Origin of the sequence: Ottowia thiooxydans DSM 14619, from assembly GCF_000422885.1 — a bacterium.
GTDB classification, from domain to species: domain Bacteria; phylum Pseudomonadota; class Gammaproteobacteria; order Burkholderiales; family Burkholderiaceae_C; genus Ottowia; species Ottowia thiooxydans.
This window is the reverse complement of the sequence record NZ_AUGX01000001.1, coordinates 353,396-369,876: the sequence shown is the minus strand read 5'-3', so window position 1 is coordinate 369,876 and position 16,481 is coordinate 353,396. Positions and strand designations below refer to the sequence as shown.

Here is a 16,481-nt window from a genome sequence, read left to right as displayed (position 1 = left end):
GGGTGCAGGACCGCTGAACAAGTCCATTGAGAATCGGTGCCGACTGTGAAGTCATGTTGCCCGCGAATCCCCAGAAGGCCCAGCCTGATCAGTCTCTGAAATTGTCGAAACTGAGTGGCAAGTCAGCCATGTCCTTGCGCAGCAATGCCATCACTGCTTGAAGGTCATCGCGCTTTGTTCCGGTCACGCGCACGGCGTCACCCTGGATGGAGGCTTGAACCTTCAGCTTGCTTTCCTTGATGATCTTCTGGATTTTTTTGCCATCTTCGGTGGCAATGCCGTTTTTGACCGTGATCACCTGTTTGACCTTGTCACCACCCATCTTGGTGACGGGGCCTTTGTCGAGAAAGCGCACATCCACATTGCGCTTGATGAGCTTGCTGCGCAGGATGTCTTCCACCTGCTGAAGCTGAAAATCGGCATCTCCCACCAGGGAAATTTCCTTGTCCTTCAGCTCAATAGCGGCGGAGGTGCCTTTGAAGTCGAAGCGCGTGCCGATCTCTTTGGCGGTGTTCTCCACTGCGTTCTTGACTTCCACCATTTCAGGTTCGCAGACGGTATCGAATGAAGGCATGTTTGGGTCCTTTGGTTGGGTTTATTTGGTTTTTCTTTGGCGTTCAAATTTGCGCCAATATTGAAATTCGTCTTCGTGCACCTCAAGATCCACTTCAGAGACTCTTTGCTGAAGGCGTTCCTGAACATCGGCGACTGCCTGGTTGTACACCAACGGGCCGAGTTCTTCGAGAAAGAAACCCAGCAGACCGCCGGCGGCAATGTTGCCGATGCGTTCTTCCATGTTTTCCTCGAAATAACGCATGATCGAAGCCACGGCTTGCTTGCGTGATTCGGTTGAGATTTCGATGGCCATGATTGAATAGGCGCTTGCGCGAACGCGATGCGACAATTGTCCCATGTTCGTGGAGCAAAATGTCCCCCTTCAGCCGCTCAATAGCTTCGGCATCGCCGCCCGGGCGGCTACCCTTGTGCGCGTGCGCAGTGAAGATGATGTCAGCGCGGTGCTGGCTGATCCCGCACTCGCCAGTCAGCCCAAATTCGTGTTGGGTGGAGGCAGCAACATCGTATTGACTGGCGATGTCAAGCCACTGGTCTTGAAAGTCGAGGTGCCGGGTCGCCGTGTGGTGCGGGAAACCGAGCGCTTTTACATCGTGGAGGCCGGCGCTGGTGAGAATTGGCACGACTTCGTGACCTGGACGCTGGACCAAGGCCTGCCCGGCCTGGAAAACCTGGCCCTTATTCCCGGTACCGTGGGCGCCTCACCAGTGCAGAACATTGGCGCCTATGGGGTGGAGTTGCAAGACCGCTTCGACTCGCTTGACGCGATCAATCTGGCAACGGGTGAGTTGTTCAGCTTGAACGCGGCTCAATGCGGCTTTGGCTACCGAGATTCAGTGTTTAAACACCCACCCGCCATTCCCAGCCAGAGTGGGATTGCACCGCCCAGCATGGGTCTGGGAGGGCGCACCCTTATCTTGCGCGTGCGCTTTGCGCTTTCAAAGGCCTGGAAACCGGTGCTTGGCTACCTGGATCTGGAGCGGCGCATGCAGGAGGAGGGCGTTCCAAATCCGAGTGCCCGGCAGATCTACGATTGGATCGTGGCGATTCGCCGCGCGAAATTGCCAGATCCCGCAGTCATCGGCAACGCTGGCAGCTTCTTCAAAAACCCTACCGTCACGCCAGAGCAATGCCTGGACATCATCGGCCGTGACCCCAAGGTGGTGCACTATCCCATGGCGGATGGAAGCATCAAGCTCGCGGCGGGCTGGCTGATCGACGCCTGTGGCTGGAAGGGTAAGCAGGTGGGCAATGCGGCCGTGTACGAAAAGCAGGCACTGGTGCTGGTCAATCGCGGAGGCCACGAGCATCCCGCCACAGGCGGAGAGGTGATGACCTTGGCCAAAGCCATTCAGACCAGTGTTTATGAACGTTTTGGCATTCGGCTGGAGCCGGAGCCAGTGGTGGTGTAGATTGATCTTGCTTGACCGGCCGAACGCCCTCGGCCTTTTCTTTTCTCTCAAGGGCTCGGTGCTTCCTCGCATTGCTGCGAGCATTGCCACCTGCACGGGTTTGGCGGTCCTCGTGACGATCACGCACGGCCTGCTGTTTTCATGGAAAGTGACGCTGACCCCTGTCCCATTTACTTTAATGGGGCTGGCGTTGGCAATCTTTCTGGGCTTTCGCAACAGCGCTGCCTATGAGCGCTTTTGGGAGGCGCGCAAGCTTTGGGGGGAGTTGATCCACCAATCCCGCAACCTGGCTCGCCAACAAGCCTGGGTGAAGATTGATTCACCAGCCCAAGCAGAGGAGGTCCGTCGCGTTCTTTTTCGTACCGTTGCGTTCGCCCATTCGCTGCGATGCCAATTGCGCCGCCTGGATTCCAAAGACGAGCTCACCAAATGGATAGGCGCGCAAGAGCAGACTGAAATAACAGCGCGGGTTAGTCCCGGCAACGAGCTTCTTACACGAAACACCCTTGATCTTGCTCGATGGGTCCGTGAAGATCGCCTGCCATTTCCCCTGGCTGCTGAAATGGACAAGACCCTTGCAGGGCTGGCCGGTGTGCAGGCTGGTTGCGAACGCATCGATTCAACGCCCATACCCTTCGCCTATACCCTGCTTCTGCATCGCACAGCGTATCTCTATTGTTTGCTGTTGCCGTTTGGCCTCATTGACGTCATAGGCGTCATGACTCCCGTGGTGGTGGCGATCGTTTCGTATACTTTTTTTGGCCTGGATGCCCTGGGCGATGAGATTGAGCAGCCATTTGGCGTACGCCCGCATCACCTGCCACTGGACGCCATGTGCCGGGTCATCGAGATTGATCTTCTCCGCGCGTCTGGAGAGACAACGTTGCCAGAACTTCTGAAGCCGGTAGGCGGCATCATCCGCTGAGTTTCAGGCGCATTGTCCGGGCGTGCAACGCACCGGCGGGGCCTGGGCTCGCACGCTTCGGAGGTGCGCACCCAGGACCAGGCGCTCAGTGTTCAATTACGCCCTGGCGTTCAGCACTGCCGTGCTCGCCTTTGGCGATCAACCGAAATGGCAGATGTAGTGGTACGGCTCAGTGACTCGGATTTCGAATGAAGAATTGGCCGGAATGCTGAACTTTTCCCCTGGCCCGGATTTTTTCCATTCGTTCGAGCCAGCCAGTTTGTATTCGCAGTTCCCGCCTACGCACTCCATGATCTCGGCAGCGCCGGTATTGAAAGTCAGTGTTGCCGGCAGGACGACGCCCACGCTTTTTTTGGTGCCGTCGGCCAATGTGAAGCCATGAGAAACGCATTTGCCGTCGAAATAGACGCTGGCTTGCGTGGTGAGGGTCACATTGGCGAAGTTTTCAGTGGTCATGATGGAGAGCAGATAAGAAGACAAACCCTAGATGTTATCCGCCAGGACGGGATACCAGCTAAGCCTTGCCGAAACCTCATCAGCCGCCCAGGTATTTACGGGCGTGCTGGGTGTGTCAGCGCCGCATCTTGCTCCCGGACTTCATCCAGGAAATCAAAGTTTCTTTCCTTGTAGGCGATCTGCAGGGTGGCTCCTGTCAGCCATGAGATGACCGCAGCGTTTGTGCTTTTGGCGGTAGCCAGACGCATGATGTTCTCGGCATTGGCTCCGGCGATGAATGCAATGGGCGCCACCTCCCGGTTCAGCTCATTGGCCCAGGGCTGTGCTCGCTCACTGAGAGTCTCGGTGATCTCCTTGGCGGAAGTGAGGTCCGCTTCTTCGAGCAGCACCAGCACACACGCATGGCCCAGGTGCTCAAACACCAATGTGCCGGTGGATCCAATGCCATGTTGCACATAGGCGCCCAGGGCATGCAGTACCTGCAGCGCTGCGTTGATAACGCCTACGCGGTCACCATGCTCTAGTTGACCAAAGAATGCGATGTCGGAGATCTCCTTGAGCAATGCGGCTTCTCTGGACTGCAACTCGCGGCGCTCCTGCGACGTTTGTGCCAGTTGCTGACGTAGTGCGCGTTCTCTCTCCGTCACCACTGGGCGAGCTCCCACGTAACCTGAAACGCGCGCGTCCAGCCGGAGGCGGGCGCTGAGGTCGTCCAGTGCATCCACTATGGTGGCGAGGGCCGCCGGAGAGGCGGTTTCCCGCAACTCCGGAATAACGAGAATGCGGCCCGGGTGATGGTATTCATAGACTGCGCAGACTCCGTCGCTATCTGAAACAGATGCAATGGCTTGCGCCTCACCTGGCGTCAACGTGGCGCAGGCTACAAATTGCTCACTGAAGGCGTCGAAAAACTGCCGAAACGGCTCGCCTGCATCACATCGCAACGCGGAAGGTTCGCACGCTTGGTGGCCTAGGCTTCTATAGCCCGGCAGGGCTTCGATCACGTCGAACGGAACGACGTCCTGCACCGTATGCAGCCCCATCTTGGTGAAGCCCGGGGCCAGCATCACGAGCGTGCCGCCGCGACCCAGGAATTCCTCGAACTCGGTGCGCCAGTAACGGATATGGCTGAACACCCGCTGTGAATCTCGCACATCCAGTACCGGCGTGCCCTCGAAGGAGTGGTCTCTTGAATAGACGTTGGCGATGGCGGCAGGCCGCCAGATCACCAGATCGAACTCATTCAGCGAGGCAGGCTCCGCGAAGCTCAGAGGGCTCACTCCCTGGAGCCGCGTATTAGGGAAATCGATAAGTCCAATGGGCATGTAACCAGCACCTTTGAATAAAAAAGCTGTTGACACAAGATTGACTGCATATCATGATATCCGTACAAGCTGATGAGTGGAAATTATTTCTTTAATCGTCATGTCCTATACAGATAAAACGCAGAGCCCTGGGCGCCCGGGCAGTACCGATCAAGCCGGGCAAGAGCTCGGGCTTGACCGAGATTCCGCTCTGCCGCTCTATGCGCAGCTCAAGCGTCGGCTACAAGCCATCATCCAAACCGAAGCGCTACCTGGCGGGCTTTTCTATTCCGATCAAGAAGTTGGTGCCATGTTTGGCGTCAGCCGCTATACGGTGCGGCAAGCAGTGCAGGAACTCGTCACTCAGGGACTTCTGCGCCGGGTTCAAGGGCAAGGTACTTTTGTTAATACTGAAAAGTTCGATGAGATCTTTGGCCCTCAGATGGACTTTCAGAATCAGTGGGAGAAGGGGGGACGCCCGCTCACCTTCAGCCTTCGTAGCTTCGCCATCCTGCCGTGCCCGGAAAGCGTGGGTTTCCATCTGGGTGTGAGTGCTGGGCAGGACGTACTTCATATTGAACGGCAGCGCAGGAGCGGCGACGCTACCGTGTCCTACGACTACCGCTATATCCATCCTGACCTGGCAGGCTCGATTTCCGAGCAGGAAGCCACGCGGCACTCGCTTTTAGATCTTCTCTCGCGCAGGGTGAGTCTGTCTCACGCTCAAAACAGTATTGAAGCTGTGATCGCTGGAGCCGAGCTCGGCACTCTGCTCAATGTTCCGCCCGAATCAGCGGTCATGGTGAGGGAGCTCGTTTATTTCTGCAAAGAAGGTCTTCCTGTGATGTGCGGGCGGTCCTACTCGCCTGGCAAATCCGTGCGCCACACCTTCTCGGTCGCACTTTCAAGCGCTCACTTCGCATCTCATCCCGCCAACACCGTTAGCGGGACGCTTTCGACCGAAGTCAGCGATTGATCGACGGACATCGCTTGCCCATTTCCCCACCACCAACCCTCGACTGCCATGAATACATCTTTTTCCAAACGTACGACTCTGAAGTTGCTTGGTCTTTTGATGACGGGTCTGTCCACGTCAGCCAAGGCTCAATCCACCTACAAGATCGGTTCTGTTCTCTCGGTCACCGGGCCGGCTGCTTTTCTGGGTGACGACATGAAGGCGGGGATGGAGCTTGCCTTGGATGAAATCAACGCCAAGGGCGGTGTGAACGGCAAGAAGATCGAATGGGTCTTCTACGACGCTGAAAGCCAGACGCAGAAAGGACTGAGCGCGGCACGTCGCCTGCTGACTCAGGACAAGGTTGAGATGATCGTCGGCGGCGGCAACATGAGCGGCATGGCCATTGCAATGCTGCAACTGACTGAGAAGGCGCAGGTCCCGTTCATCTCCACCGAAGGCAGCATGCAAATTGTCACGCCTGTAGACGAGCGCCCTTGGACATTTAAATCCACCGTGGATGACGATCAGGCGGTTGAACGCATTGCCGACTATTTCGACAAAAACAAGATCAAGAAAGTCGGCATGCTGGCGGATTCTTCTGGTTTTGGGCAGAGCGCTGTCGAACAATGGAAGAAGGTGGCGCCTAAGCGCGGGCTGGATGTGAGCTACGAGTCATTCAATCCAAGCGATACGGATATGACACCGCAAATCAACAAGCTGAAGGCTGCGGGAGTGCAAGCCCTGGTTTGCTGGACGGTCACCCCTGCTGGTGTTGTAGCGATGAGGCAGGCCAAAACGCTGGGCATGGGCAACATTCCGTTTATCCATAGCTACGGCTTCGTAGACAAACGCTATATGGACCTTGCAGGAGATGCTGCCAAGGGCGTTTTGTTGGTCAGCGTGAAATTTCCTGTGGGCGAAGACCTTCCGGATAGCGACCCTGTCAAGGCCCGGATTCTCACCCTCAACAAGGCATTCGAGACGCGCTTCAAGCGCCGCCCGAATCAGTTCGCCGCGCAAACTTACGACGCCATCTATCTGGCCAAGATGGCGCTGGAAAAAGGCAATACCGACAAGGCCAAGGTGCGCGATGCCATACGAGGCGTTCAGAACTACCACGGCGTTGGCGGAACGTTCAACTTCTCCTCTACTCAGCATTCCGGTCTGTCGAAATCCGATCTGGTCTTGCTGAAGTACGAAGACGGTCGCTTCCGGCTCGCGGACTACAAGTAATCGACGCACTGCAAGGAGATCGACATGAGTGCAACCTTCGCCGTAGCGCCCACCATTCTGGATGCGCCCGAAAATCGTTTCCCACTGGATCTGGACATTGCCGTACCGCGCGTGCGCAATCTGTTCCATTCCGCCACGAACAATCAGTGGAATCCGGCCACGGATATCGAGTGGTCTCTGCTGGACCCATCGGTCTACACCGATGAGCAACTTTATGCCGCGCGCATGTACTGGAGCCGGCGTGCCTGGGGTGAGTACGGGGCTATCTCTGAGTCGCCTGCTTTACAGATCCGGTTCTGCCAGGAAAACTGCCCACCTGATACGCGGCTCTTTTTCACCATCCGTACTCAGGAAGAGTCGCGCCATGCTGAGGTGTGTTTCCGTATGGCGGAGAGGCTGGGCGGCTACATCCAGCAACCGGAACAATCGGAGTTTCAAGGAGCCATAGCCACCCACGGGGTGCGCAAGATGGCCCTTGATCCTAGTGTGCCCCTGGAAGGTGTCATTGCAGCGTTGGTCTGCGCGGCCGAAGAAATTGCATTCGATGTGTTTCGCCACCTGATTGACATCACGCCGAACCCAGTGGCGCGCCAGGTGCTCAAGAGCATCATGCGCGACGAGGTGCGCCATTGTGCTTTTGGCTGGGCGTTCATGGACAACCGCATCCCGCATCTCTCCAAAACCGAGTTGAAGGCCGTGGAAGACGCGGTTGTGCTGATGATCGAGAAGGTGGAACTCAATGGCTATCACAGCGCCTGGTTAGCCACGGAGGGCGCGGCCAAGTCCGCGGAGGTGGAGACTGACCGCATCACTTGGCAAGCCGGGCTGGGCGCGACGGTGGAAGAGCTGGAAAAGCCTGTCTTCGTGGCCTCTGTCCAAAGGATTCGCCGTCAGATGGAGGAGTCATGGGGCATCCAGCTTCCCATGTTTCGCCACCCCAAGATCGACGGGGAATTCTGATCGCAGTAGCGCAAGACTTCAGGAGAAAAGCACATCATGCAGGCACATGCACCCGTCGTCACTCTGACGCCCACCCCGCTCATGGTAGAGCGCCGCTTTCCACTGGATCTGCATCGGTCCATTCAGTCGATCCGGGAACTGTATGAAACCGGAAAGCAGAAACACTGGAGTCCAGGCAAGGACATCGATTGGAGCAAGCTCGATCTTTCCGCTTATTCTTCAGGGCAGTTAGAGGCGGCGCAGCAGATATGGAGCCGCAGAGCCTGGCTTGAGTACACCGGGCTGGCAGAAACACCGGCTTTGCTTATCCGCTTTTGCCTGGAGTTGGACCGCGAGTCAGACCCCAAGTATTTCCTGACCGTCCGCAACACTGAAGAAGCCTGGCATGTCGAGTGCTTTCACCGATACGCCAAGGCTTTAGGCGGCTACCAGAGCAGACCCGCCAATTCTGCCTGGGAGGAAGTCATCAACCGTACTCTCTACCGCGACGCATTGAACGCCACGCAATCCCTGGATGCGTATGTCGCCACGCAATGCGCCATGGCGGACGGCCTGGAGCTGGAGTTAGCTCGCCTCTATGCCGGGAACGCGAGAGAGCCCATCGCTGCGCAGATTCTGGAGCAGGTGGTTCAAGCCAAGGAGCGGCATGCGTCGTTCGGATGGTTGTATCTGGAGGAGCGGGCCGCGCACATGGATATGGCAACCAAGGAAATGATCTCCAAACAGATCAGTGCCTGGATCGAGGAGGTCGCATTCTCGGGCTACCACATCCCCACCTTGTCCACACAGATCGACACACAGCCCGATGCCGCGGCCGCCACGCTGGCAGCAGAAGCAGGGCTGGGCGCTGCCACTCCTGAAAGTGAGCAGGGTGCGTTCAAGCAGTATCTGCAAAACGCCTTTGGCCGTCTGGAGCAATTGGGCTTTGTCGTCACCCCACCGCAGCATCCTGTGCTGGGTCTTTTGTAACCCGTTCACAAAGGGACTGGTTTATGAGCGACACCCTCCAGTTGCTGTTCGCAGGCCTCAGCACCGGAAGCATTTATGCCATGGTGGCACTCGGCTTCAACATCATTTTCAAGAGCACCGGCGCGCTCAACTTCGCGCAAGGGGAGTGGGTGATGTTGGGCGGAATGGTGGCTGCCATGCTGTATGCCGCCAAAGTGCCGCTGGCCATCGCGTTCCTCGTGGCCGTAGTGGTTGCCATGGCGGTGGGTGGTCTTTCCGAACGGTTCATCGTTCGAAAACTCAAAAAACCCAGCCCTATGTCGATCACGATTTTGACAATCGCGATTGCCATCTGCACCAAAAGCATGGTCATGTTGGTGCTCGGGAAGAGCCCGGCCGGCCTGCCTTCTTTCTCTGAAACCGGTCCCATTTCCCTGGCGGGTGCCATGCTGGAGACCCAATCGCTTTGGATCATAGGCATTGCTGCGCTGGTGATGGCTGGAGCAGGCTACTTCTTCAACCGGACTGTCCTCGGCAAGGCCATGCGCGCCGCCGCTGCGCAGCCCGAAGCGGCAGCGCTCGTAGGCATCAGCCCCAGGCTCACAATGAGTCTTTCGTTCATTCTTGCGGCAGGGGTTGGTGCCGTTGCGGGCGTGATCGTCACGCCGCTGACGCTCACCTCTTTTGACCACGGAACCATTCTTGGCTTCAAAGCTTTCTGCGCGGCCATGCTTGGCGGGCTGGGTAGCTTGCCGGGCGCGATGATTGGCGGCCTGCTGCTCGGCTTGGCTGAGAGTTTCGGTGGCGGCATGATTTCATCGCACTTCAAAGACGCGGTTGCATTCGTGGTGTTGTTGCTCGTACTCGTGAAGTGGCCAAACGGCTTGCTCGGGCGCGGACAAGTGGAAAAGGTGTAAGACATGTCTACGCTGACTTCCTCCACTTCTCCAATCGGCGATCGGCGTGCCCGCCATCGCTGGACACTGGCCGCAGTCTGGGCGCTGGCGCTGTTTTGGCCATTGCTGGCTCCCAATGAGTATGTGCTGAGCCTGGGGGTGTACTTCTTTATCAACCTCATCTTGATCGCCAGCCTGAACGTGATCATGGGCTGGACTGGGCAGGTGTCGTTGGCTCACGCGGCGTTTTATGGTCTGGGCGCCTATGTGAGCGGCGTGCTGAATACGCGCTGGAATATTTCTCCCTGGATTGGAACGTTTGCCGCGATCTTGGTCGTTGGCGGGGTCGCTGCATTTGTCGGGTGGGCTACGCTGCGCTTACGCGGGCCCTATCTCTCCATGGGGACTTTGGGCTTCAGCGGCATTCTTTCCGTCATGTTTGTGGAGTTGGTTCCTCTGACGGGAGGGCCCAACGGTCTTGCCGCCATAGCTCCCTACGAAATGTTCGGGTACGCCCTGGACACTCCAGGCCGGTTTTTCTGGCTCGCGTGGTTGATGGGGGCGCTGGTCATGTGGTGTCTCATCAACCTGTTTTGCAGTGTGTCCGGGCGCTCGCTGCGTGCCATTGAGGGGAGTGAGATTGGGGCCAACACCCTTGGCATCAATACGTTCCGCGCCAAAGTGGTGGCATTCAGTCTCTCCGCAAGCATGGCTGGGCTTGCGGGTGCCATGTACGCCCACTTCAACCAGTTTGCCTCTCCTGAAACCTTTGGCTTCTTTGGCTCGGTTCTTATGGTGGTGATGGTGGCTCTTGGCGGGGTTGGATCGCTTTGGGGGCCGGTCTTTGGTGCGGCCGTTCTCACCGGTGTGCCTGAGTTGCTGAGGCGTTTTCAGGACGCAGAGCTGCTGATCTTCGGCATCGGAATGATCCTGGTGCTGCTCTATCTTCCGGGGGGCGCTTCTTCCCTGGGGCAGCGATGCGTGCGCTGGTACAGACACAAGTCGACCAAGGCCAATGCCGGTGAAAGCAAGCCTATGCACAAACCACAAACGGAGTCTCACAATGGCACTGTTGGACGTTGAAAACGTACGAGTGAGTTTTGGTGGCCTGCATGCCGTTGACGGCTTGAGCATGCACGTGCAGGCCGGACAGATCAAGGGCATCATCGGGCCTAATGGCGCGGGAAAAACAACCCTTTTCAATGCCATTGCTGGAATTCAGAAACTGAGCGCCGGCACCATCAGGCTGCAAGGACAAGAGATCCAGACGCTTCAACCCTACGAGCGCGCGGCATTGGGTCTCGCACGAACGTTTCAGAATTTGCAGATATTTCCCGACCTGAGCCTGATCGAGAACGTGATGATCGGCTACCACCCTAGAGCCCGCACCGGCTTTCTGAAGGCGCTTCTCGGCATGCCCAGTGTGCACAAGGAAGAGATCAAGATTGAGGAAGTGGCCTACGAGAAGCTGAGGTTGATGGGCCTCGCTGACCGTGCAACCAGGCTTGCCGGAGACTTGAGCTTCGGAGAGTCGAAACTGCTGGAAATCGCACGGGCCCTGGCGGCGGAACCCCAGATCCTGATGCTTGACGAGCCCATCGCAGGAGTGCCTGCATCTGAGCAGGCGCCTGTGGTCAGCATGATTCGGGAAGTGAATAAGTTGGGTGTCACCGTGGTGCTGGTGGAGCACAACATGCGCATGGTGATGAGCCTCTGCCATGAAATTCTGGTTATGCGCAGCGGTTGCTACCTGGCCGAAGGCACGCCCAAGGAGATTTCTTCGAACCCTGAAGTGATCAGCGCCTACTTGGGAGAGGAGTCCGTTCATGCTTGAGATACGTGATCTTCATGCCTCCTATGGGAACGGGGATGTTTTGCACGGGCTGAATCTCAGAATTGAACAGCGCTCAGTGACCGCGCTTCTTGGTGCCAATGGCGCTGGTAAGTCCACCGTGATGAGAACCGTCAGCGGCTTGATGAAACCCACTCGCGGCGAGATTCTTCACTCAGGGCAAGACATCTCCGGTCTCGGTGCTGAGCGCGTGGTCCGCAGAGGCATGGCGCTGGTGCCCGAAGGGCGCAAAGTTTTTGCGCCGCTCACTGTGGCCGAAAACCTGGAGATGGGAGCGTTTCAGTACTTGATCAAACGCGAGACCACGCACTATCACACCCAGCTCGAGTTCGTCCTGGAACTGTTTCCCAAGCTGAAGGAGCGCCTGCCCCAAGCAGCCGGAACGCTATCCGGCGGCGAACAGCAGATGCTTGCCATTGGGCGTGCCCTGATGTCTGCGCCCAAGATGCTGCTGCTTGACGAGCCTTCCATGGGGCTTGCACCTTTGGTGGTCAAACAGATCTTCGAGACGCTCTCTGAGCTCTCGAGCAAGGGCATGACCATTTTCGTTTGCGAACAGAACAGCGAGGTCACGCTACGGCATGCCGACTACGGGTATGTCATTGAGAGTGGTCGCTTGGTTCTTTCAGGCAACGCGAAAGAACTTCTCGCCGATGCGCGGGTAAAGGAAGCTTATCTTGGAGGTTAGTTCATACCGCATTCTGGAGTTGGTGCAGCGTGAGGAGCTTAACTACAGCCTGCGTCCTCGGCATCCCGAGCGCGATTCCGTCTATGCCGACTATCGCACCCGAAGCGAGCAGTTCCGCGCCCAGGCAGAAGGCTGGAAAAGCATTTCCTATGGTGAATCCGAGCGCTGCGCGATCGACTGGTTTCCTCCGCTAAAACCAGCTGGTGCAGATGCAGGAGCGCCGCAGGCTCCAGCGCCGCTTCTCATATTCATTCACGGGGGATTCTGGCGAGCGCTGGATCACCGTCTGTTCAGCTTTATTGCTCATGAGTATGTGAAGCGTGGCATTGCCGTGGCGATGTTGGGCTACCAGTTGGCCCCTGAAGTCCGCGTGACTGATATCTTTGAGCAGGTTTGCAGCGCGGTACGGCTTTTGAACGCGCAGGCCGCCGAACTCAATTTCGATCCGCACAGAGTATGCATTTCCGGGCACTCTGCTGGTGGCCAACTTGCCGCCATGCTGAGCGGTACGCCGCCTGATCAGCTTGGTGGACATCCCTTGGTTTCCGTCGTTCCAGTGAGTGGCGTATTTTCACTTCCACCACTGTTGCTCACTACTGTTAACCACGACGTGCGCATGACGCCGGATGAGGCGTTGCGCATGAGCCCGAGCGTTCTCACGCGTTTTTACGGCGCCCAATTTCTGGTGGCGGTAGGAGGGCTGGAGACTGAAGGCTTTATTGGCCAAAGCCGAGATTTCGTGGATACCGTCAAAGGACTGGGTATTCCCGCAAGCTTGCAGATTGTGCCGGGCCGCACCCATTTCGACATTCTTGAAGAGCTGGCCAGCCCCGGTTTTGAACTCTTCGAGCGCGTGCTGGAGCAATTGCTTTCGCCACATCTTTCAGAAACTTAAAGGAGACCGTCTTGACCGAATTCCGCAATTCACCCTCCATCGCCCCGCCCGTAGGTGCGTACTCGCATGCGGTTCGTACCAGTGGACCTGGGCAGTGGCTGTATGTCGCCGGGCAAATTGGCGTAGACAAACAGGGCGCATTGGTTTCTGGCGTTCAGGCCCAGGCCGATGCGGCTTGGAGCAATCTCGTCGCCATTCTTGAAGATGCCGGCATGGGGGTGCAAGACCTCGTGAAAATCACCACCTACCTGCTCGATTCGGATGATTTGGCCGCAGTGAACGCAGTGCGCAAGCAATACCTTGGTGAACATAGGCCTGCCGCCACCTTGGTTGTGGCAAAAGCACTCGCAAAGCCGGAATGGCTATTTGAAATTGAGGCGGTCGCCTTCAAGGAAGCCTGACCAGGTGCCAGCCCCAGCGGTCAATCCTTGGACTGGGCAGCCATACGCACAACGATTGGATCCAGCTCTGGCGCGCTTGCTTGAGCAGCAAGCCGAGGGCGTTGCGAAAGTTGATCGATATGCCGTGCCTTTTCCCGAGTCACGCAAGCTGCTGGAGGAGGCGCGCATACGGACGCACGCCAACCGCGTTTCCATGCACCGAGTGGTGAATGAGGACCTGTTGACCAACGGGCGCCTCGTCAAGCTGCGCTGGTATTACCCCAGCGCTGACCATGCTCAGTGCACTCCTATTGTGTATTTGCATGGGGGAGGTTGGTGTGTTGGCTCCAACTTGACGCATGACACCGTTTTGCGTCATCTGGCGTACGCAGCGCAAGCGCCGGTTTGTGGCGTGGAGTACTCGCTGGCGCCCGAATACCCATTTCCCGCAGCTCTAGAGGATGTCCGTGCGGTGATTGATTTTCTCTGCGGCCCTTCGAGCAAGCTGAAAGAAGGCGGTGAATTAATTCTTGCCGGCGACTCTGCAGGCGCCAACTTGGCGCTGGTTGAAGCCATGCGCCGAAGAGATGAAGACGCCACATCGGACATATCGGCCTTGATCCTTTACTACGGCTGCTACGGGCCTCACCGAGAGGGCGGCTCTTTCGAAGCTTATGGGGATGGCCGTTTTGGGCTGAGCAATCAAGCTCAGGCACGCTATCTTGAGGCGTACATGCCCACATCATCGGGTAGCGACTGGCGAATCTTCCCCCTGGAAGGCGAGCTTCGCGGGTTGCCTCCCACCTACGTCCTGGCTGCGGAGCTTGATCCGCTGTATGACGACTCCATAGATCTTTATCGCGTACTCAAGGATTGTGGTGTTCCTGCCGAGCTTGCCGTTGCCCATGCCTTACCTCACGGTTTTTTGAATCAGGCCAACGATCTGCCGGCAGCTGCCCGGGCTATAGAGCAGTCGGTCGCTTACGTGAACGCCGTTGCGCGACCGGCTTCATCCCCGAGAGATTGAATCATCAGCAAAACGTGGGACTCCATGCGAGCTAAGGCTTGTTCCAAGTTTCGCGATCGCAGTGGGTAACATGGCGGTGAGGGTGGCATGAATATCTGTAGCCACCTCGCATTCCTTAACTACCATGCAAACCCGTTTCGTCCTTATTGAAAGCAGCCATGCCGGCAATGTGGGAGCCGTCGCACGTGCCATGAAGGTCATGGGCTTTGATGACCTGGTCCTGGTTGCGCCGCGCTGGCCAGACGTTCTTACGCGCGCCGAGACCGTTGAGCGCGCCAGCGGTGCGACTGATGTGCTGGAGAAGGCGCGCGTGGTATCCACCGTGGAAGAAGCGCTGAGTGGCTGCACTCACCTGTGCGCCACAGCCATGACCCCGCGTGACTTCGGACCACCTACTCGCAGCCCGCGCGCGCATTTTCAAGGCTTGCTCGCGCCTGAACGCAGAATTGACGAGCCCCCTGAAGGCATCGCGTTCTTGTTCGGCTCTGAGCGTTACGGCATGAAAAACGAGGATGTCTATCGCTGCCACGTGGCGCTGTCCATCCCCACGAATCCTGACTATGGCTCACTCAATCTGGCTGCCGCCGTGCAGTTGATTGCTTACGACTGGCGGCAAGCTTTGTTCGCTCGCTTTGGTGATTCCTGGGCGCTGCCGATGGGATCGGCTCCAAAGTATGCGGACGCCGCTCAGATCGCCGGCATGTTGGTTCATTGGGAAACATCTTTAGCCGACATAGGTTTTCTGGATCCCGCTGCACCCAAGAAGCTGATGCCACGGCTGACTCAGCTTTTCAACCGCGCAGAGTTGACTCAAGAGGAAATCCACATCCTGCGTGGCATTGCCAAGGCTATGAGCGAGAGCGCGGCGAATGCCAAACGGGCCAAGTCGGCTGGCTGATTCGGGCTGATTTCGTCGTTACGTCCATCGCACCCCGGACCCGGAAGGTGTCCGATGCTGTGGTTCTGCGGTTGTTTGCCGGTTAGGTTTTGCTAGTGGGTCTAATTTTTATCATTTATTGCATCAATTGATCTGAATGTTGCAATTCACGGACGACCCGTTGTAACCGACACTTAGGCTGAACCAGATACTAGCAATCACTCTGCAGATATATCCAAATGAACACCACAGCTGATTCGTTGAATGCCTGGGTTGGGCGGAGCGAGATTCTCCAGGACACCATCACTCCTACGCCTGTCGTGGCGTTGAACGCCACGCTGGATTACCCCGCGACGGCTTTGCCCGCCGGCTCCCCGCTACCTCATTTGTGGCATTGGCTGTACTTTTTGCCAATGTATCGGCAATCGGAAATTGGGGTTGATGGTCATGCCAAACGCGGTGGATTCCTTCCACCCGTGCCCCTGCCGCGCCGCATGTGGGCTGGTAGTCAGTTTGAATTTCGCTCGCCCATTCGCGTGGGCGACAAAGTAGAGCGAACTTCCACCATTGCGGATGTGAGCACCAAGGAAGGGCGTACCGGAAAGTTGGTGTTTGTGAAGGTTCGGCATGAAGTCCGCTGCAACGGAGCGAGTGAGCCTGCCTTGATCGAATTTCACGACATCGTTTACCGGGAAGCGCAGCGGCCCGACGATGTGGCGCCACCTCCGCAGGCTGCAGAGCAGGGGGCCTGGAAGCGAGAAATCGTGCCAGATGACGTGTTGCTCTTCAGGTATTCAGCTCTGACCTTCAACGGTCACCGCATCCATTACGACCGAAAGTACGTCACGGAGGTCGAAGGCTACCCCGGCTTGATCGTGCACGGTCCGCTCATCGCCACGCTGCTCATGGACCTGCTGCGCCGCCAGCGGCCGGATGCCGACATTGCCAGCTTCCGTTTCAAGGCGCAGCGGCCCACATTCGATCTGAACGCTTTCCATGTGCATGGCCAACCGCAGGAAGATGGCAAGACCATTCGCCTCTGGGCGTCCGACCATGACGGATGGTTGACCATGGATGCCACCGCCGTGTTGCGCTGA

The 16,481-nt window shown here is 57.4% G+C and carries 19 protein-coding genes; 15 read left to right on the top strand and 4 right to left on the bottom strand.

What is annotated here, in order from left to right; all coding sequences use genetic code 11:
• Nucleotides 1-88: 88 nt before the first annotated feature.
• Complete coding sequence (locus G518_RS0101880) at nucleotides 89-574, bottom strand: YajQ family cyclic di-GMP-binding protein (RefSeq protein ID WP_028601068.1); 486 nt, start codon at nucleotides 572-574, stop codon at nucleotides 89-91.
• Nucleotides 575-595: 21 nt separating this feature from the next.
• Nucleotides 596-868 carry a DUF2164 domain-containing protein gene (locus G518_RS0101875; protein WP_028601067.1) on the bottom strand — a complete coding sequence of 91 codons (273 nt, stop codon included), beginning with the start codon at nucleotides 866-868 and terminating at the stop codon, nucleotides 596-598.
• Between the two features lie 43 nt (nucleotides 869-911).
• Here G518_RS0101875 and murB point away from each other — a divergent pair, with 43 nt between their 5' ends.
• Together murB and G518_RS0101865 are read left to right on the top strand one after the other, a co-directional pair.
• A complete protein-coding gene (gene murB / locus G518_RS0101870; protein ID WP_028601066.1) occupies nucleotides 912-1,985 on the top strand; it encodes a UDP-N-acetylmuramate dehydrogenase in 1,074 nt (357 codons plus the stop codon).
• Entirely contained in the window at nucleotides 1,939-2,910 is a 972-nt protein-coding gene (locus tag G518_RS0101865; RefSeq protein ID WP_342663745.1) for a bestrophin family protein, read from the top strand. Before murB ends, G518_RS0101865 begins: the two co-directional genes overlap by 47 nt.
• A gap of 138 nt (nucleotides 2,911-3,048) precedes the next feature.
• Here G518_RS0101865 and ppnP read toward each other — a convergent pair whose 3' ends face one another.
• Nucleotides 3,049-3,366 (bottom strand): pyrimidine/purine nucleoside phosphorylase, encoded by a 318-nt coding sequence (ppnP, locus tag G518_RS0101860; RefSeq protein WP_028601064.1) that lies wholly within the window; start codon nucleotides 3,364-3,366, stop codon nucleotides 3,049-3,051.
• A gap of 95 nt (nucleotides 3,367-3,461) precedes the next feature.
• The gene (locus tag G518_RS0101855; RefSeq protein ID WP_028601063.1) at nucleotides 3,462-4,691 is read right to left on the bottom strand and encodes a hypothetical protein; all 1,230 of its coding nucleotides are present in this window, start codon (nucleotides 4,689-4,691) and stop codon (nucleotides 3,462-3,464) included.
• A 100-nt stretch (nucleotides 4,692-4,791) separates the two neighbouring features.
• On the opposite strand from G518_RS0101855, the gene G518_RS38200 reads away from it, so the two are divergent.
• The 13 genes from G518_RS38200 (at nucleotide 4,792) to G518_RS0101790 (ending at nucleotide 16,481) form a co-directional block, all read left to right on the top strand.
• Nucleotides 4,792-5,646, top strand: a complete 855-nt coding sequence (locus G518_RS38200; protein WP_028601062.1) for a GntR family transcriptional regulator — start codon at nucleotides 4,792-4,794, stop codon at nucleotides 5,644-5,646.
• Nucleotides 5,647-5,694: 48 nt separating this feature from the next.
• Complete coding sequence (locus G518_RS0101845) at nucleotides 5,695-6,861, top strand: ABC transporter substrate-binding protein (RefSeq protein ID WP_084651320.1); 1,167 nt, start codon at nucleotides 5,695-5,697, stop codon at nucleotides 6,859-6,861.
• Between the two features lie 24 nt (nucleotides 6,862-6,885).
• Nucleotides 6,886-7,821 carry a ferritin-like domain-containing protein gene (locus G518_RS0101840; protein WP_028601060.1) on the top strand — a complete coding sequence of 312 codons (936 nt, stop codon included), beginning with the start codon at nucleotides 6,886-6,888 and terminating at the stop codon, nucleotides 7,819-7,821.
• A gap of 36 nt (nucleotides 7,822-7,857) precedes the next feature.
• Nucleotides 7,858-8,790, top strand: coding sequence for a hypothetical protein (locus tag G518_RS0101835; protein WP_028601059.1), 933 nt, complete (start codon nucleotides 7,858-7,860; stop codon nucleotides 8,788-8,790).
• A gap of 23 nt (nucleotides 8,791-8,813) precedes the next feature.
• A complete protein-coding gene (locus G518_RS0101830; RefSeq protein ID WP_028601058.1) occupies nucleotides 8,814-9,686 on the top strand; it encodes a branched-chain amino acid ABC transporter permease in 873 nt (290 codons plus the stop codon).
• Between the two features lie 3 nt (nucleotides 9,687-9,689).
• Nucleotides 9,690-10,748 (top strand): branched-chain amino acid ABC transporter permease, encoded by a 1,059-nt coding sequence (locus tag G518_RS33500; protein ID WP_051235842.1) that lies wholly within the window; start codon nucleotides 9,690-9,692, stop codon nucleotides 10,746-10,748.
• Nucleotides 10,729-11,499, top strand: coding sequence for an ABC transporter ATP-binding protein (locus tag G518_RS0101820; RefSeq protein ID WP_028601057.1), 771 nt, complete (start codon nucleotides 10,729-10,731; stop codon nucleotides 11,497-11,499). The genes G518_RS33500 and G518_RS0101820 overlap by 20 nt, the downstream gene beginning before the upstream one ends.
• On the top strand, nucleotides 11,492-12,205 hold the full coding sequence (locus G518_RS0101815; RefSeq protein ID WP_028601056.1) for an ABC transporter ATP-binding protein: 714 nt from the start codon (nucleotides 11,492-11,494) through the stop codon (nucleotides 12,203-12,205). Before G518_RS0101820 ends, G518_RS0101815 begins: the two co-directional genes overlap by 8 nt.
• Nucleotides 12,195-13,100 carry an alpha/beta hydrolase gene (locus G518_RS38195; protein WP_051235840.1) on the top strand — a complete coding sequence of 302 codons (906 nt, stop codon included), beginning with the start codon at nucleotides 12,195-12,197 and terminating at the stop codon, nucleotides 13,098-13,100. Before G518_RS0101815 ends, G518_RS38195 begins: the two co-directional genes overlap by 11 nt.
• A gap of 11 nt (nucleotides 13,101-13,111) precedes the next feature.
• On the top strand, nucleotides 13,112-13,501 hold the full coding sequence (locus G518_RS0101805) for a RidA family protein (RefSeq protein WP_036593183.1): 390 nt from the start codon (nucleotides 13,112-13,114) through the stop codon (nucleotides 13,499-13,501).
• 4 nt (nucleotides 13,502-13,505) lie between these two features.
• Nucleotides 13,506-14,507, top strand: coding sequence for an alpha/beta hydrolase (locus G518_RS0101800; protein WP_028601054.1), 1,002 nt, complete (start codon nucleotides 13,506-13,508; stop codon nucleotides 14,505-14,507).
• 124 nt (nucleotides 14,508-14,631) lie between these two features.
• A complete protein-coding gene (locus G518_RS0101795; RefSeq protein WP_028601053.1) occupies nucleotides 14,632-15,405 on the top strand; it encodes an RNA methyltransferase in 774 nt (257 codons plus the stop codon).
• A 218-nt stretch (nucleotides 15,406-15,623) separates the two neighbouring features.
• The gene (locus G518_RS0101790; RefSeq protein WP_028601052.1) at nucleotides 15,624-16,481 is read left to right on the top strand and encodes an HTD2 family dehydratase; all 858 of its coding nucleotides are present in this window, start codon (nucleotides 15,624-15,626) and stop codon (nucleotides 16,479-16,481) included.

Excerpts from the sequence above, each read along its gene's own strand:
- G518_RS0101875 (WP_028601067.1), bottom strand. The coding sequence starts at position 868 with ATGGCCATCGAAATCTCAACCGAATCACGCAAGCAAGCCGTGGCTTCG.
- G518_RS0101815 (WP_028601056.1), top strand. The coding sequence starts at position 11,492 with ATGCTTGAGATACGTGATCTTCATGCCTCCTATGGGAACGGGGATGTT.
- G518_RS0101795 (WP_028601053.1), top strand. The coding sequence starts at position 14,632 with ATGCAAACCCGTTTCGTCCTTATTGAAAGCAGCCATGCCGGCAATGTG.
- G518_RS0101820 (WP_028601057.1), top strand. The coding sequence starts at position 10,729 with ATGGCACTGTTGGACGTTGAAAACGTACGAGTGAGTTTTGGTGGCCTG.
- G518_RS38200 (WP_028601062.1), top strand. The coding sequence starts at position 4,792 with ATGTCCTATACAGATAAAACGCAGAGCCCTGGGCGCCCGGGCAGTACC.
- G518_RS0101845 (WP_084651320.1), top strand. The coding sequence starts at position 5,695 with ATGAATACATCTTTTTCCAAACGTACGACTCTGAAGTTGCTTGGTCTT.
- ppnP (WP_028601064.1), bottom strand. The coding sequence starts at position 3,366 with ATGACCACTGAAAACTTCGCCAATGTGACCCTCACCACGCAAGCCAGC.
- G518_RS0101880 (WP_028601068.1), bottom strand. The coding sequence starts at position 574 with ATGCCTTCATTCGATACCGTCTGCGAACCTGAAATGGTGGAAGTCAAG.
- murB (WP_028601066.1), top strand. The coding sequence starts at position 912 with ATGTTCGTGGAGCAAAATGTCCCCCTTCAGCCGCTCAATAGCTTCGGC.
- G518_RS0101840 (WP_028601060.1), top strand. The coding sequence starts at position 6,886 with ATGAGTGCAACCTTCGCCGTAGCGCCCACCATTCTGGATGCGCCCGAA.
- G518_RS0101835 (WP_028601059.1), top strand. The coding sequence starts at position 7,858 with ATGCAGGCACATGCACCCGTCGTCACTCTGACGCCCACCCCGCTCATG.
- G518_RS0101855 (WP_028601063.1), bottom strand. The coding sequence starts at position 4,691 with ATGCCCATTGGACTTATCGATTTCCCTAATACGCGGCTCCAGGGAGTG.
- G518_RS0101790 (WP_028601052.1), top strand. The coding sequence starts at position 15,624 with ATGAACACCACAGCTGATTCGTTGAATGCCTGGGTTGGGCGGAGCGAG.
- G518_RS33500 (WP_051235842.1), top strand. The coding sequence starts at position 9,690 with ATGTCTACGCTGACTTCCTCCACTTCTCCAATCGGCGATCGGCGTGCC.
- G518_RS0101865 (WP_342663745.1), top strand. The coding sequence starts at position 1,939 with ATGAACGTTTTGGCATTCGGCTGGAGCCGGAGCCAGTGGTGGTGTAGA.
- G518_RS0101830 (WP_028601058.1), top strand. The coding sequence starts at position 8,814 with ATGAGCGACACCCTCCAGTTGCTGTTCGCAGGCCTCAGCACCGGAAGC.